At 54.7% G+C, this 15,794-nt stretch carries 9 protein-coding genes; 6 read left to right on the top strand and 3 right to left on the bottom strand.

Translation table 11 applies throughout. From position 1 onward, the window contains the following. Positions 1-61: 61 nt before the first annotated feature. Positions 62-463, bottom strand: coding sequence for a Z-ring associated protein ZapG (gene zapG / locus ACK13D_RS06985; protein WP_003848291.1), 402 nt, complete (start codon positions 461-463; stop codon positions 62-64). Positions 464-641: 178 nt separating this feature from the next. Here zapG and zapE point away from each other — a divergent pair, with 178 nt between their 5' ends. The 5 genes from zapE to sspB all read left to right on the top strand — a co-directional run bounded on the left by zapE (position 642) and on the right by sspB (position 4,295). Next, complete coding sequence (gene zapE, locus ACK13D_RS06980; RefSeq protein ID WP_010251948.1) at positions 642-1,769, top strand: cell division protein ZapE; 1,128 nt, start codon at positions 642-644, stop codon at positions 1,767-1,769. 227 nt (positions 1,770-1,996) lie between these two features. After that, complete coding sequence (rplM, locus tag ACK13D_RS06975; RefSeq protein WP_008925400.1) at positions 1,997-2,425, top strand: 50S ribosomal protein L13; 429 nt, start codon at positions 1,997-1,999, stop codon at positions 2,423-2,425. 15 nt (positions 2,426-2,440) lie between these two features. Further along, complete coding sequence (gene rpsI / locus ACK13D_RS06970; protein WP_008925401.1) at positions 2,441-2,833, top strand: 30S ribosomal protein S9; 393 nt, start codon at positions 2,441-2,443, stop codon at positions 2,831-2,833. Between the two features lie 331 nt (positions 2,834-3,164). Beyond that, the gene (sspA, locus tag ACK13D_RS06965) at positions 3,165-3,806 is read left to right on the top strand and encodes a stringent starvation protein SspA (RefSeq protein WP_009092481.1); all 642 of its coding nucleotides are present in this window, start codon (positions 3,165-3,167) and stop codon (positions 3,804-3,806) included. A gap of 3 nt (positions 3,807-3,809) precedes the next feature. Beyond that, positions 3,810-4,295, top strand: coding sequence for a ClpXP protease specificity-enhancing factor (sspB, locus tag ACK13D_RS06960; RefSeq protein WP_010251939.1), 486 nt, complete (start codon positions 3,810-3,812; stop codon positions 4,293-4,295). 111 nt (positions 4,296-4,406) lie between these two features. Here sspB and ACK13D_RS06955 read toward each other — a convergent pair whose 3' ends face one another. Together ACK13D_RS06955 and ACK13D_RS06950 are read right to left on the bottom strand one after the other, a co-directional pair. After that, entirely contained in the window at positions 4,407-6,164 is a 1,758-nt protein-coding gene (locus tag ACK13D_RS06955) for a sulfite reductase subunit alpha (RefSeq protein ID WP_010251935.1), read from the bottom strand. 185 nt (positions 6,165-6,349) lie between these two features. Continuing rightward, positions 6,350-11,881: a glutamate synthase-related protein gene (locus ACK13D_RS06950; RefSeq protein WP_418796006.1), complete on the bottom strand. Its 5,532-nt coding sequence runs from the start codon at positions 11,879-11,881 to the stop codon at positions 6,350-6,352. Between the two features lie 889 nt (positions 11,882-12,770). Between ACK13D_RS06950 and arcB the strand changes: the two genes are divergently transcribed. Further along, on the top strand, positions 12,771-15,104 hold the full coding sequence (gene arcB, locus ACK13D_RS06945; protein WP_418796004.1) for an aerobic respiration two-component sensor histidine kinase ArcB: 2,334 nt from the start codon (positions 12,771-12,773) through the stop codon (positions 15,102-15,104). Positions 15,105-15,794: the final 690 nt, after the last annotated feature.

The following is a 15,794-nucleotide window of genomic DNA, read 5'->3' as shown; positions in this document are numbered from 1 at the left end:
AGTCGTTTGCGGTCAGGGTTCGCAAAAACAGCGGGCGCAGACAGGCTGCGCCCCAAAAAGATTAGTCGCGGGCAGGGCGCTCGCCACGCAGTAAACCGGATGCGCCTTCAGAATAGTCGCGCGGCATCTGCACCGGCACCTGATCGTTGTCCGCTTCGGCTTCAGTCAGCTGATAGGCAAACGGATTTTTCTGGCCAGGCAGATTCGGCAGCAGGTCATTTGAGCCTTTTGCCATGTGCTGATAGAGCTGACGATAATCACGCGCCATGTTGTCCAGCAGCTCCGCGCTCTGCGCGAAGTGATTGGTCAGCTCTTCGCGATAATCCGCCAGCTCCGCTTTCGATTTTTCCAGCTCGTACTGCATGCTGCGCTGCTCACGCAGCTTTTTGTTGCCAAAACGCATGGCGACTGCGCCGACAATAATACCAACCACTAAACCAATTAGCCCGTATTCCCAGGTCATAATGACTCCCGTGTTATTTCCATTGTTCCGTAGGGCATTGCACCATTTCAATAATAGTCACTATACCCGTTAATCTTATGGATGTGGAACTCTGGAGCAGCATGGCTTAGTGTAGAACGGCCTTTTTTTCAGCAACCGTGGTATGAACCAGACACCATTCAGGGACTTTGAAACAACAATGCAAACCTCAACTCCGCTTTCACGCTATGAACAGGCGCTGTCGCAGGGCGAATTCAGGCCCGATGACGTACAACGTGAAGCGATTACCCGTTTAGACGCGCTGCAGCAGGCGCTGGTTGCCCGGCAACAATCCGCCGCGCCTGCCACATCCGGCCTGCTGGGTCGCCTGTCAAAATTGATCGGTAAAGAGAAAAACGAGACGCCACAACCGGTACGTGGACTCTATATGTGGGGCGGTGTCGGTCGCGGTAAGACCTGGGTCATGGATCTCTTTTTTCAGTCTATTCCTGGCGATCGCAAACTGCGTCTGCACTTCCACCGCTTTATGCTGCGGGTGCATGAAGAGCTGACGCAGCTTCAGGGGCAGAGCGATCCGTTACTGATTATTGCGGACAGATTCAAAGCAGAAACGGACATCCTCTGTTTTGATGAATTTTTTGTCTCCGATATCACCGATGCGATGCTGCTGGGCACGCTGATGGAAGCGCTGTTTGAACGCGGCATTGCGCTGGTGGCCACCTCGAACATTCCGCCTGATGATCTCTATCGTAATGGTCTGCAGCGCGCGCGCTTCCTGCCTGCCATCGAGCAGATCAAACGTCATTGTGATGTGATGAATGTGGATGCCGGTATCGACTACCGGTTACGCACGCTGACCTCCGCGCACCTGTGGAACTCTCCGCTGAACAAAGAGACGCACGCTGAAATGGCGCGGATGTTTAAAGCACTGTCGGGCAGCCAGCCTGAAGATGCGCCGGTTCTGGAAATTAATCACCGCCAGATGCCGACGCTGGGCGTCAGCGAGGGCGTGCTGGCGATTAATTTCACCACCCTGTGTGGCGAAGGGCGCAGCCAGCATGACTATATTGCGCTGTCGCGCCGTTTTCACAGTGTGCTGCTGTATGACGTGCCGGTGATGATCTACAAAACCGAAGATCAGGCACGGCGTTTCCTCGCACTGGTCGATGAGTTCTATGAACGGCATGTGAAGCTGGTGGTCGCGGCAGAAACGTCACTGACCGAGATTTATCAGGGCACGCGGCTGAAGTTTGAATACCAGCGCTGTTTATCCCGACTTCAGGAGATGCAGAGCGAAGAGTATCTGCGTTTACCGCACCTGCCGTGAGAATAATCGGGATAAATACCGAAATAGGGTTCGATTTTTGTAACCGACTTCTCTATAATCTTGCGACCCCACGTTACAGCAAAGGATTTTTTTCCCAAATCCTCTGTGTTCCAGTAACTCTATCCGAAGGGGTGGCTTGCTGGTCAAAATGGTCGTGTGAGCCTCATTCGTTTACTTAAGCGTTTGGGATTTCACCAACGTGTAACTTAATTTGGGTAAGCTTTTCGATGAAAACTTTTACAGCTAAACCAGAAACCGTCCAACGTGACTGGTTTGTAGTTGACGCAACGGGCAAAACTTTGGGTCGCCTGGCGACTGAACTGGCGCGCCGTCTGCGTGGTAAGCATAAAGCGGAATACACTCCGCACGTTGATACGGGTGATTACATCATCGTTCTGAACGCAGAAAAAGTTGCTGTAACCGGCAACAAGCGTACTGACAAGATCTACTATCACCACACTGGCCACATCGGTGGTATCAAACAGGCGACCTTTGAAGAGATGATTGCTCGCCGTCCTGAGCGTGTGATTGAGATCGCGGTTAAAGGCATGCTGCCGAAGGGCCCGCTGGGTCGTGCTATGTACCGTAAACTGAAAGTTTACGCAGGCAACGAGCACACCCATGCGGCACAGCAACCGCAAGTTCTTGACATTTAATCGGGATTAAAGGCAATGGCTGAAACTCAAAACTACGGCACTGGTCGCCGCAAAAGCTCTACCGCTCGCGTATTCATTAAGCCGGGTAGCGGTAACATCGTAATTAACCAACGTTCTCTGGAACAGTACTTCGGTCGCGAAACTGCCCGCATGGTAGTTCGTCAGCCGCTTGAGCTGCTGGACCTGGTTGGTAAATTCGATCTCTATGTCACTGTTAAAGGTGGCGGTATTTCTGGTCAGGCTGGTGCGATCCGTCACGGTATCACCCGCGCTCTGATGGAATACGACGAATCACTGCGTGGCGAGCTGCGTAAAGCTGGCTTCGTAACGCGTGATGCGCGTCAGGTTGAACGTAAGAAAGTCGGCCTGCGTAAAGCACGTCGTCGTCCTCAGTTCTCCAAGCGTTAATTGTTTGCAGCTCCGGCTGCGGCAATTGGCTCAAAAAACCCGCTTCGGCGGGTTTTTTATTTTCTGCCTTCCCATAAACTGTCCGCGAAAACCGTAACGCCGCGCTCAATTTACCTGCAAAGATTCATTCCACGCCCACAAGCAGCCTAAAATCTGGTAAACTCTGTGTCACTTTGCGCCCGCAGGCCGGTGCGTTATGCGCCTCCCCACTGTCGGGGCGTCAGTATCTGTGACGCAGCTAACCAGGTTGCGTGCGAGTTCGATAAGCAAGTGAGTCGCCGTGTGGTTGGCTATTCGCAGTATCTTTTTGTGAACAAACTTGGAGGTTTTCATGGCTGTCGCTGCCAACAAACGTTCGGTAATGACGCTGTTTTCTGGTCCTACTGACATTTTCAGCCATCAGGTACGTATCGTCCTGGCGGAGAAGGGTGTCAGCGTAGAGATCGAGCAGGTCGAAATGGATAACCTGCCGCAGGATCTGATTGACCTCAATCCGTATCGCACGGTACCGACGCTGGTAGATCGTGAGCTGACGCTGTATGAATCACGCATCATCATGGAATATTTAGATGAGCGCTTCCCGCATCCGCCACTGATGCCGGTTTATCCGGTTGCCCGTGGTGATAGCCGCCTGATGATGCACCGCATCGAGCAGGACTGGTATAGCCTGATGAGGAAAGTAGAGAACAGCAGCGGTCAGGAAGCGGAAGCGGCACGCAAGCAACTGCGTGAAGAGCTGCTGGCTATCGCGCCACTGTTTGGCCGTACGCCTTATTTCATGAGCGAAGAGTTCAGCCTGGTTGATTGCTATCTGGCTCCGCTGTTATGGCGTCTGCCGTCAATGGGTATCGATTTGATCGGCTCAGGTTCAAAAGAGCTGAAAGGTTACATGAATCGCGTATTTGAGCGTGACTCCTTCCTCGCTTCATTAACTGAAGCTGAACGTGAAATGCGGCTGCAAGCCCGGGCTTAACGTATGGAAATGTCGCAACTTACTGCACGTCGTCCCTATCTGCTGCGCGCCTTTTATGACTGGTTGCTCGATAACCAGCTGACGCCGCATCTGGTGGTCGACATAAATCTGCCGGGTGTGCAGGTGCCGCTGGAGTATGCGCGCGATGGTCAGATTGTCCTGAACATTGCGCCACGTGCTGTCGGTAACCTCGATCTGGCGAATGATCAGGTGTCGTTCAACGCCCGCTTTGGTGGCGTTCCTCGCCAGGTTAACGTGCCGATGGCGGCGATTCTGGCAATCTATGCGCGTGAAAATGGCGCCGGGACGATGTTTGAACCGGAACCGGCTTACGAGCTGGGCACGCATGAGGCGTCAGAGGGTCAGGAAGAGACTATGATGTCGGTGATTGATGGTGATCGTCCTGACGATGCCAGCGATGACGAGACACCGCCTGATGACGATCCACCGCCACGTGGTGGACGACCTTCACTGCGCGTAGTGAAATAGCAGTGACATAACAGCGAATACCCGTCCATCCGACGGGTATTTTTTTGCCTGTCGGCCATAAAAAAATCCGGCTGCCTGCGCAAGCCGGATTTTTTCAGCAGACCATCGCGATCAATAGACGTCGCGCAGGTAGCGCTTCTCTTTCTTCAGCTGATCGACATAGTCAGCAGCGCGCTCGGTGGAGAGGCCACCAAACTGGCGAACCACTTCATACAGCGCGTTATCCACATCCTTCGCCATACGCGATGCATCGCCACAGACATAGAAGTAAGCCCCTTCCTGCAGCCAGGCATACAACTCAGCGCCCTGTTCAAGCATCCGGCTCTGCACGTAGATCTTCTTCTCCTGATCGCGTGAGAACGCCAGATCCAGACGCGTCAGTAAGCCATTATCGCGCCAGGCAAGTAATTCATCCTGATAGATAAAGTCATGTTCCTGATGCTGATCGCCGAAGAACAGCCAGTTTTTCCCCTGCGCGCCGGTTGCCTGGCGCTCCTGCAGGAAGGCACGGAATGGCGCGATGCCGGTACCCGGTCCCACCATGATCAGCGGTGCGCTGTTGTTGGCAGGCACGCGGAACGATTTATTGGGTGAGATAAAGATGGCGGGCTTTTCACCACGACGCACACGCTCGGCCAGATAGGTTGAGCAGACACCACCGCGATTACGGCCACCACTGTGATAACGCACCGAGGCAACGGTCAGATGCACCTGATCAGGATGGGCTTTAGAACTGGATGAAATAGAGTAAGCGCGATGCTGCAGCGGACGCAGCAGCGCGACAAACTCGGGTACCGCCAGCGTGCGCGTCAGCTCAAGCTGCAGCAGGTCAAGGGTATCTTTGCCCCACAGCCATACGCCCAGCGCATCTTTATCATCATGCTGTAACACATGACGCAGCTCCTGGTTGGTGGTGTTCTGCCCGACCCATTCGATTAACTTGCGTGACGGCTCTGAGATCTCAAACTGATAGGTCAGCAGGTCGCCAAGGCTGCGATCAAAGCCGGGCACCGGCGTCTCGTAGTCCGCGTTAAGCTGGGTCAGCAGCAGGCTGACCAGCGACGGCTCGTTGACCGGAATTACGCCCAGCGCATCGCCCGCTTCATACTTCAGGCCGCTGTCAGACAGGTCGAACTCGAAATGACGAATATCTTTGGCTGACTGCTCGCCTGACAAACGCTTGTTGGTGATCAGCGCGGCGGCGTAAGGATTGGATTTGTTGCTGCCTGGAATGACTGGCGCTTCAGGCGCACTCTCCAGCACGGTGCCGCTGCTGCCCGCGCTGGCGGCAAACTGTGGCATTGAGCTGTTCAGCCACTCGCTGGAAGGCTCCTCAAAATCGATATCACAATCGATACGATCAACCACGCGTTTCGCGCCCAGCTGCTCAAGGCGCATATCAATAAACTTGCCCGCCTGACAGAAGCCATCGTAGCCAGTATCACCAATCGCCAGCACGGCGAAATGCATCTGCTCCAGACGCGGTGCGGTACTGGCAGAGATCGCGTCCCAGAACAGCTGCGCGTTGTCCGGCATTTCACCTTCGCCATAGGTCGAGGTGACGATCAGTACATGGCGCATGGTGGCAAATACGTCGAGATCGACATCGCCCAGCGCCTGAACCACCGGCACCAGTCCTTTAGCGCGGGCAGATTTCGCTGCGGTCTGCGCCAGTGCTTCGGCATTGCCGGTCTGTGAGCCATAAAGAATGTGCAGTTGCGTCGTCGCGGCTGCGCTTGTGCCCGCGGCGGGTTGCTGCTTGTCTTCTAATACCAGCAAACGGGAGTGCAGACCCGCAAGAAAGCCAGCCAGCCAGTACTTCTGATCGCCATTAAAAGGTGCATCTTCTGGAATATAAGGAATTTTCATGGGTACTTTTACTCAATCCCGTTCTCGCCCGTCATCAGTGGCATTGTCCGGTGTGAAAGCGGTTCCGCTTTCCCGCGCCGCAGCGTGTGCGACAGGGGAGAGCGGTGCTGCATCTGTCCGGTACAACGATTAATCCGGGCAATGATCAATTAATAATATTCAGTTCAGCCTGATCAGTATCACTGTCAGGAGAGTTTACCCACCGCAGCGGCGATTTCCGGCAATGCCGCACGTGCAAACAGCTCTTCAAAGTCAGGCAGGTGGCCCAGCACTTCCCGGTTACAGGCATCCTGATACATGATCCAGCCATAGGTTGCCAGACTGTCCATGGAGCGGATGTTACGTTGCGTCAGCGCCGCTTTGTAATCTGACATGCGTTTGGTACCAATCAGACTCGCCAGTTCATCATCGCTGTAGCTCTCGATAGCGGAACGGGCATGACGCTGCAGCTTGCTTATCAGCGAAAAGTCTTCCGTCATCAACAGATTACGGACCGCTTTTTCAACTGCCGCATCTTCAACCGGGGTGCCTTTCGGTAATTTCCCCAGCGCCAGCTGCTGGGCAAAACTCAGCACGGTGTAGTTGTTCAGCAGGACAAACATCTCCAGCGTATCGGTAGCGCCATAAGCCGGTACGGCACCGTTGGCGATGGTTTTACCCTGACGCCATGCGGCTTTAAACTTCGCCACCTGATGGCCTGCCAGCGCCGTCGACAGCTCTTCGAGCAGATCTTTGCGGCTCTTGGCTTTCAGAATCTCGCCGCCATCCTGATAGAGCAGCAGCGAGCGCGGCATCACGTAAACAAAGTGGTGACACTCCGTTTCCCAGTTCTCCAGCAGCCAGGCGGCACGCGGTGATTTGGTCGCTTCCAGATGCCAGTTCAGCATGGTCAGTACCGCCTGCTTGTGCACCTGGGCCATTTCATCCTGATCGGCAATCGAGCCGAACTGCACTGAATCACCGGCAGCATGGCTGGCCAGCGATCCATAGGGGTCGTACTGGTAGGCGAAGCCGCCGCTCATGCCGTTGCCAAATCCTTTACCGAAGGTGCCCAGGTTGAGGATGGCGCCGTTGGTCATATATTCGCAGCAGAAGTCACCGACGCCTTCCACCACGGCGGTGGCACCGGAGTTACGCACCGCGAAACGGTCACCGGCCTGGCCCTGCACGAACAGACGTCCGCCGGTCGCGCCAAACAGCGCAAAGTTACCAATCAGCACGTTGCCATCGGCATCCTGCGCGCCGCCACCAGGCGACATCACGATCAGTTCGCCGCCACACTGTCCTTTGCCGACACCGTCGTTACAGGTGCCGTAATGGGTCAGCTGCATGCCATCGTTGCAGAAGGCGCCAAACGACTGACCGGCAGAACCGGTGGTGGAAATTTTTACGCTCTCAGGGGCCAGATAGCGACGACCGCGATCGTCAGTCATTACGGCAGGCATCGCCTGCAGCTGCTCAGAACTCAGCTGATGGTTCAGCATCCGCTCAATATCGATGGCCAGCTGGCCGCCGACACTTTTGTTTCGGTTATTCAGCACGATGTTGTTGCCCAGAGTGACGTCAGGATTTCCCTGATCCACCAGCGACAGCTTCAGTTGCTCAATCCAGACATCATCCAGCTCAAAATCTTTTTCCAGATAAACCGGCTTGTCGATTTTCAGCTCAGGCACCACGGTAAGCATGGCGCGTAAGTCGAGCTTGCCCACTTCCAGCGGGTGATCCATCAGGTGCAACAGGTCAGAGCGACCGCGTGCCTCACGCAGGGAACGCAGGCCCATACGCGCAAGGATTTCACGCACTTCATGCGCCACGTTGAGGAAATACTGCGCCAGCTGACGCGGATCGCCATCAAACGCTTCGGCATTCGTGGTTAAGCCAGCCGGGCACTTAACGTTACAGTTCTTCGCCATCACGCATTTCAGCATCATCAGCGCCGTCGTACCGAACTCAAAGCTGTCGCCGCCCAGCAGCGCAGATTTCACCACGTCGCTGCCGGTCTGCTGTGCGCCAGAGCAGCGCAGCAGCACTTTCTCACGCAGGCCGTTGGCGCACAGCGCCTGGTGGACTTCAGCGATGCCGATTTCAGCCACGCGTCCGGTATATTTCAGGCTGGTCACCGACGCAGCGCCGGTACCGCCGGTGTTACCCGCAACGTTAATCACGTCTGCACCGGCTTTGGCCACGCCGACCGCGATGGTGCCGATCCCTTCAGACGAGACCAGCTTGACGATAACCCGCACCCGCGCGGCTTTGCAGTCGTGGATCAACTGCGCCAGATCTTCGATGGAATAGGTGTCGTGATGCGGCGGCGGTGAGACCAGCTCGACGCCAGGCGTACCGCCACGCGCGGCAGCAATCTCGACGGTAACTTTGGCCGCCGGTAACTGACCGCCTTCGCCAGGTTTCGCACCCTGACCAATTTTGATCTCCAGCTCTTCCAGCATCGGATCCGCCAGATAGGCAGCCCAGACGCCAAAACGGCCCGAAGCCAGCTGTTTGATGCGTGAGGCACGAATGGTGCCGTGACGGGAGTAATGCTCGCCGCCTTCACCGCAGTTACTCATGCCACCGACCATATTGGTGCCGTGCGCGACCGCTTCATGAGCCGGAGCCACCAGCGCACCGTGGCTCATCGCCCCGGAGGCAAAGGTACGGGTAATTTCACAGGCTGGCTGCACTTCGCTCAGTGGCAGTGAGGGCAGGGTGGTGAAGATACGTGACAGATAATCGGCCGCTTTACCGTAAGCGGTCACTTTCAGACCGCCAGTCACCACTTCGCTGCTTTCGATATCGTCGCCGAAGCGGGATTTCAGGGCGCGAGACAGGTTCTGCAGGCGTTCGCTCTCAGGCTTCAGTCCTTCAATCGCATCGGTCAGACGCAGCATAAAGTGATTCAGGCTGCCATCTATCGCTTCACACTCCATGCCACGAATGGCAAAGCCGTTGTTGGTCAGCGAGTAGCGTCCCAGCTTGCGGCGGAACTCCGCTTCGCTGTCGATGTGGGTCAGGTCAGCCGGGAATGTCAGGATGTCGCGCAGGGCCGCCGGGCGACGTTTACGCTCTTCATACATCAGGCTTGAGAACTGACGGTAATCAGCAGTAATCGCGAAATTATTGATCACCTCATCCGGGATGCGCTCAAAGCTGCTGTCTTTAAAGGTCTCAGGCTTGATGCCAAACGCATTATCCAGTTTAGCCAGCGTCATCAGGCGGATGAAGTTGTCCTCTTCGCGCGCTTTGTCGGCAAAGCGAATCGGTTCTTCGGTCATATCGATAAAGGTCCGCACGGCGATGGTGCCGTAGGAGTGACCTGCGCCTTCTGCACGCTCTTTGAACAGGCCCAGCAACGGAACTTCAGATTCGCCCTGAATCTTCAGTGCGCTCTGGTGCCAGTCAACGGCCATCTGCGCGATCGTCGCGAAGCCTGCGCCGCCCACCGGCGTTTTGATATTCGGGAAATACTTTTTCAGCACCGGATCATCGGTGTTGAGGAAGTTAGGCTCAAAGAACTCACCGCTGCTGTAGCTCTCAACGGTACAGAGGCCCACTTTGCCCATGGTTTTCATCAGTGCTTTTTCAGCCGCTTTGGCATAGCGCTTAAAGGCTTTGTTACCTTCTTCACCTTCACCAAATTTCTCCTCTGCGCGCATCTGTACGCCCAGCGGATAGATAGCTGACGCTCCAAAGCCAAGTGTGGCGGCAATGTGGTGCGACGAGATGCTCTGGCCGCTTTCAACCACCAGAGAAACATCCAGACGCAACCCTTCCTTTATCAGGCGCTGGTTGATGGCGGAAACCACCAGCAGCATCGGGATCGCGGCGTGCTTTGAAGAGATATGGCGATCGGTAAGTACGGCGATGCCACCCTGGGTACGGGCAAAATCAACCACCTGTTGCGCCAGGTCATCAATCGCTTTTTCCAAAGCATTCGCGTTCGCGGTGGTGCTCAGCAGATCTTTGCCGATCACCGGCTCATAGAGCATCTCAAAGCGGGCATAAGGTGCGATGGTCTGCTCGCGTAAACGCAGCATATCAAGGTGGCTGAGAATCGGGGTCGGCACCACAATCTGACGGCCTTTGCTGCGGCCCAGATGGGGTTTTGCCCCCAGCGCGACACGCAACGTCATGCCATCCACTTCGCGGATAGAGTCCAGCGGCGGGTTGGTAACCTGCGCAAAGCGCTGAGAGAAGTAGTGCGCCATGCCGCCTTCATGATCGGATAAGCCGTTGATGGCGTTGCCGTAACCCATCGCAGAGATCTTCTCTGCGCCGGTATTCAGCATCGGGTCCATCATGAACTTGAAGCTTTCCTGATTGTAGTAGTAGGCAACAAAGCGCTGATACGTTTTCAGATCGCCACGATAACGCAGCGGTGAACCCTGCTGTTCTGCCGGGATCTCGGGCAGATCGTCAAGACCGACGCGCGCTTCACGCAGCAACGCCGAATAATCTTTCTCTGCGGCCAGTTTTTCCAGCGCCTGCAGCGTGGTATAGCTGCGTTTTTCACGGTGATCGAAATAGAGCATACCGCCCGCTTCGATACGCCCACGACGCAACACGCTTTCAGGTGGGAAGGCGATCTGGCCGGCTTCCGACATCGCACCGATATAGTCAGCGGTTTCTACTGAACGCAGGGGACGCAGACCCAGACGATCAAGACGGGCGCCAATCACTTCGCCATTACCAAAGATTAAGGCAGCAGGGCCGTCGTTCTTCTCTTCATACAGCGAGAAGTACTCCAGCATGTCACGCACTTCTGGCGACAGCGCGCTGTCGTTTTCCCAGGCGGGCGGCATCATCGACACCACGGCGGTGATCAGATCGAGGTCATCTTCCATCAGACGGCTGTGGATGCTCTGATCCAGGCGCGAACTGTCGGACTGGCCTTTAGGCCGCACGATGGTCTTGCCACGGGCCAGTGCCAGCGCGGACTCAGCGATGCGGTTTTTACGGTCAGTGTTCAGCTCGCCGTTGTGCGCCATCAGGCGGAACGGCTGCGCCATCGTGGTATGGGGATCGGTGTTAGTGGAGAAGCGGGTATGGAAAAACAGCCCGCGCACCTGATGATCGGGATCGGTCAGATCTTTGAAGTAAGGGATCACTTCATTGGAATTCAGGCGGGCTTTGAACACCTGCGTGCGTGACGACAGCGACAGCGGATAGAGACCGCCAAATTCGCTTTCGGTGAAAGCTCGGGCTTCAATGGTTAACAGGGCGCGGTAGATGCGTTTTTCGAAGTCGTTCTGATCAACTACATCCTGTGGCGCAGTGAAAATCCACTGCAGAATCGGTAACTGGAACTGCGCGGCTGCCGGGCGCGTCACGCTGCTGTCGAGCGGCATGTCACGCTTCATAAGTACCGGCAGACCAAAGCTGCTGAGGGTTTCATCCACCAGACGTTCGGCATTCGCGCGCAGCTCAGCATCTTTCGGCACAAAGAAGTTACCGACACCAAAGCGTCCCGCTTCCAGCGGCTGGCCGGTAATCTTGCGGAAGAACTGCAGCGAAAGATCAACGTTGACCCCCGCGCCGTCGCCAACGCCTTCCGCTGACATGCCGCCGCGGTGAGGCACCGTACACAGGGCGCTGTGCGCCATCTGCAGAATCTCGTGGGTCTGCTCGCCGTCCTTACGCGTAATGAAACCTACACCACAGCTGTCACTGCCTGCTGTCGGATCATACAAGCCATAGGATTGAGGTTTTTTAGTGGACATTGAGGGTCTCCTTAAACTGCTTTGACATTACCTGCACTGTTTCAGGGTCTGAGCGCAACGGGGGCGCTATCATTTTCATCGCCATGCTCTGTCGAGCGCGCGTCATAGCCCTGAGCATTTCTCTCCAGACATCGGTAAAACGTCCTTAATTGAGCTGCTCTCTGATTTCCGGTCTCTTAAAGGAGATGACTTAAACCACGCGGGAGTCTTCTTGTTGCATAGATATGCCGAGACAATGGCCCGTCTGGAAAGCTTTCAGCGGATTTCCAACTTATCGGGAAAGCGTAATCAGGTCAAATAGGGTGGTCAGACAGGATTATCATGCGTTTTATCTGCTTAAGTGTATGAATTTAGTGATTTTTCAGGTTTAAAATGTATCACTCTGGTGCCTGGCGACAGGCCGATAAATGTGAACTGACTCACTGTAGTGCAGGCGTCAGATCTCTGCACCATGCTGGTGACAGGGTGTTAGGCAGCATTAAATGCTGTTCAGCACCCATGATGCATAGCATGTATCTGTTTTTCTTATGTCCGGTTATTTGAATGAAACCGCGGTTGGTTATAAGAAAAATTAATCAGCATGGGCATGCTTAAAACAGCATTAAAGATGAATGGCTATGCATATAAAAGGGTGTGCCTGTGCAACAGGACGCTGCCAGGATATTGAAAAAAGGCCGTACAGAGAAATCGGTGATTCGCTGGCGGCCTTACAGATTATTCATTTGGCACAGTCAGTCAAGGGTTTTAACCGCTTTGTCCTTAACGTCGCCGATCGGCGAGGCTGCTGCACCATAAAAGCGCATTTGATCCCTTATCTCCACGCGACGTGCTGCGACGGCAGCGGGTTAACTGCGCTATTATGAGGCTGTTTCTCTTCCAGGGAGTTGTTATGAAACAAATTCGTCTGTTGGCGCAGTACTACGTTGATTTAATGGTGAAGCTTGGACTGGTGAGGTTCTCGCTGCTGCTGGCGTCTGCGCTGGTGGTGCTGGCGATGATTGTCCAGATGGCGGTCACGATGGTACTGCGGGGCCATGTCGAGAGCATTGACGTGGTGCGTTCGGTCTTCTTCGGGCTGCTGATCACGCCCTGGGCGGTCTATTTTCTCTCGGTGGTGGTCGATCAGCTGGAGGAGTCACGGCAACGCCTGGCACGGCTGGTGGATAAGCTGGAAGAGATGCGTACCCGCGATCTGGAACTCAATCAGCAGATGAAAGAGACCATTACGCAGCTGAATCAGGAGATCAGCGATCGTAAAAAGGCGGAACTGGCACGCGAACAGGTGATGGATAAGCTGCGTGAAGAGGTAACGCGTCGTGAGCAGGCACAGATTGAGCTGGAACAGCAATCCTCCTTCCTGCGCTCCTTCCTGGATGCCTCGCCTGACCTGGTGTTCTATCGCAACATCGATAAACAGTTCTCCGGCTGCAACCGCGCGATGGAGCTACTGACCGGCAAAAGCGAAAAGCAGCTGATTGGCCTGACGCCGCGCGATATCTATGATGATGAAGCGGCCACTAAGGTGCTGGAAACGGACGAAAAGGTATTCCGCCACAACGTCTCGCTGACCTATGAACAGTGGCTGCAATATCCCGACGGACGCAAAGCCTGTTTCGAGATCCGTAAGGTGCCTTACTACGACCGCGTGGGTAAGCGCAGCGGATTGATGGGCTTTGGCCGCGATATAACCGAACGTAAGCGCTATCAGGACGCGTTAGAGAACGCCAGCCGGGAGAAGACCACCTTTATCTCTACGATCAGCCACGAGCTTCGTACGCCGCTTAATGGCATTGTCGGCCTGAGCCGCATCCTGCTGGACACCGACCTCAATCAGGAACAGCTGAAATATCTCAAAACCATCCACGTCTCCGCCATCACGCTGGGCAATATCTTCAATGATGTGATTGAGGTGGACAAAATCGAGCGCCGTAAAGTACAGCTGGATAATCAGCCGCTCGACTTCACCGGTTTCCTGGCCGATTTAGAAAACCTCTCTGGTCTGCTGGCACAGCCGAAAGGGCTGAAGTTTGTGCTCGCGCCGCAACTGCCGCTGCCGCATATGATCTCGACCGATGGAACGCGTCTGCGCCAGATTCTGTGGAACCTGATTGGTAACGCCGTGAAGTTCACCCAGCAGGGCGAGATCGTGGTGCGGGTAACCTATGAGCAGGACGAGACGCTGCGCTTTGAGGTGCAGGACTCCGGCATGGGTATCCGTCAGGAGGAGCAGGACAAGATCTTCGCTATGTATTATCAGGTCAAAGATCAGCATGGTGGTAAACCGGCTACCGGTACCGGCATCGGACTGGCAGTATCACGCCGCCTGGCGCAGGCGATGGGCGGTGATATCCGCGTGCACAGTGCGCCGGGACAGGGTTCCTGCTTCACCGTAGAGATTAAAGCGCCACGCATTGCTGAAGAGGTGGAGGATGAAGGCGTGGACGACAGCCTGCCACTGCCTGCGCTGCACGTGCTGCTGGTTGAAGATATTGAGCTCAATGTGATTGTGGCGCGCTCGGTACTGGAGAAGCTGGGCTGCAGTGTAGAGGTCGCCATGACCGGCAGCGAGGCGCTGGCGATGTTTGACCCGCTGGAGTTTGACCTGGTGCTGCTGGACATTCAGCTGCCCGATATGACCGGGCTGGATGTCTCACGTGCGATTCGCCAGCAGTACCAGGGAACGCATCTGCCCCCGCTGGTTGCTCTTACCGCCAATGTCCTCAAAGACAAAAAAGAGTACTTCGATGCGGGAATGGATGACGTGCTCAGCAAACCGCTGGCAGTGCCGGCACTCACTGCGATGATTAAAAAGTACTGGGATTATCAGGCAGAACCGGAAGAGGAGATCGCTGATGTCAGCGATGACAAAACCTGGATGCTGCTGGATGTCGCGATGCTCGAACAGTATATCGAGCTGGTTGGTCCCAGCCTGATTACCCAAAGTCTGACGATGTTTGAAAAGATGATGCCGGACTACCTTGCGGTGCTGGAGTCGAATCTGATGGCGCGCGATCAGAAAGGCATTGCTGAAGAGGGACACAAAATCAAAGGGGCGGCGGGTTCGGTCGGGCTGCAGCGTTTGCAGATGCTGGCGAAACAGATTCAGAGTCCGGAGTTACCGGCGTGGTGGGACAATGTAGGTGAATGGATTGATGAGCTGAAGCATGAATGGCGACACGATGTGCAGGTATTACGCGACTGGGTGGCAGAGCAGGATAAGTGATACCCCGGAAAAAAATGACCCCAGCCGAGGCCGGGGTGCGCGAAATACTGCGCCAACACCAGGGAAATCATTGCGGCCGCTATGATTTGAATAATTAATGCAGCCGCAGGGTATTGGTTAACACTGTCATCACCTTAGCAAATTCATCTTCTCATGCGACAAGATTCATTAAAATTTGTGATATTGAGCAGCGTTTAAATACAGAAAACATTAATTTGGCAACACAGTCAAGTAAGGAATTAATTTCTGTGCTGTGTTGCTGCTATTTTAATCAGTTTTACGCTTTTTCGTGTAGTTTTAACGCTGCCGGGCAGGGAAGCTGAGGCTGAGCAGCACCAAAGTGAGCCGCCGTTAACATTTGCCTTTTGAGTGAGGCTAACGCGCTGATATTGCAAGCGCGCTGCCTGAAATGACACGAATTATCCAAAACGATTTGGAATGATAAAAAAGAATCTAAAAGTTTGTCCTTCTGTCGTTCTGCTATCAGGGTTATTCCTGGAAGGAAATAGTGCCATTCTGGCAACCCGTGACGCCATTAAGCGCTGCTTATTTATCCGTTATAACGATAATTCTGATTAACCTTTGGGCGCGGCAGGATTAAGAAAATAATAACAGTTAAGCATGGTAAATGATTAATGCGGGCGCTTATTACTCATTATTAAGTGTTTATCTGGAAAGATGCTAAGCAAT

It is taken from the genome of Pantoea sp. K16 (assembly GCF_048452805.1).
Classification (GTDB): domain Bacteria; phylum Pseudomonadota; class Gammaproteobacteria; order Enterobacterales; family Enterobacteriaceae; genus Pantoea; species Pantoea agglomerans.
This window is presented reverse-complemented; position numbering and strand designations above follow the sequence as displayed.

Coding starts and splice junctions, on each gene's coding strand:
- sspA (WP_009092481.1), top strand. CDS start 3,165: ATGGCTGTCGCTGCCAACAAACGTTCGGTAATGACGCTGTTTTCTGGT.
- arcB (WP_418796004.1), top strand. CDS start 12,771: ATGAAACAAATTCGTCTGTTGGCGCAGTACTACGTTGATTTAATGGTG.
- zapE (WP_010251948.1), top strand. CDS start 642: ATGCAAACCTCAACTCCGCTTTCACGCTATGAACAGGCGCTGTCGCAG.
- zapG (WP_003848291.1), bottom strand. CDS start 463: ATGACCTGGGAATACGGGCTAATTGGTTTAGTGGTTGGTATTATTGTC.
- sspB (WP_010251939.1), top strand. CDS start 3,810: ATGGAAATGTCGCAACTTACTGCACGTCGTCCCTATCTGCTGCGCGCC.
- ACK13D_RS06950 (WP_418796006.1), bottom strand. CDS start 11,881: ATGTCCACTAAAAAACCTCAATCCTATGGCTTGTATGATCCGACAGCA.
- rpsI (WP_008925401.1), top strand. CDS start 2,441: ATGGCTGAAACTCAAAACTACGGCACTGGTCGCCGCAAAAGCTCTACC.
- ACK13D_RS06955 (WP_010251935.1), bottom strand. CDS start 6,164: ATGAAAATTCCTTATATTCCAGAAGATGCACCTTTTAATGGCGATCAG.
- rplM (WP_008925400.1), top strand. CDS start 1,997: ATGAAAACTTTTACAGCTAAACCAGAAACCGTCCAACGTGACTGGTTT.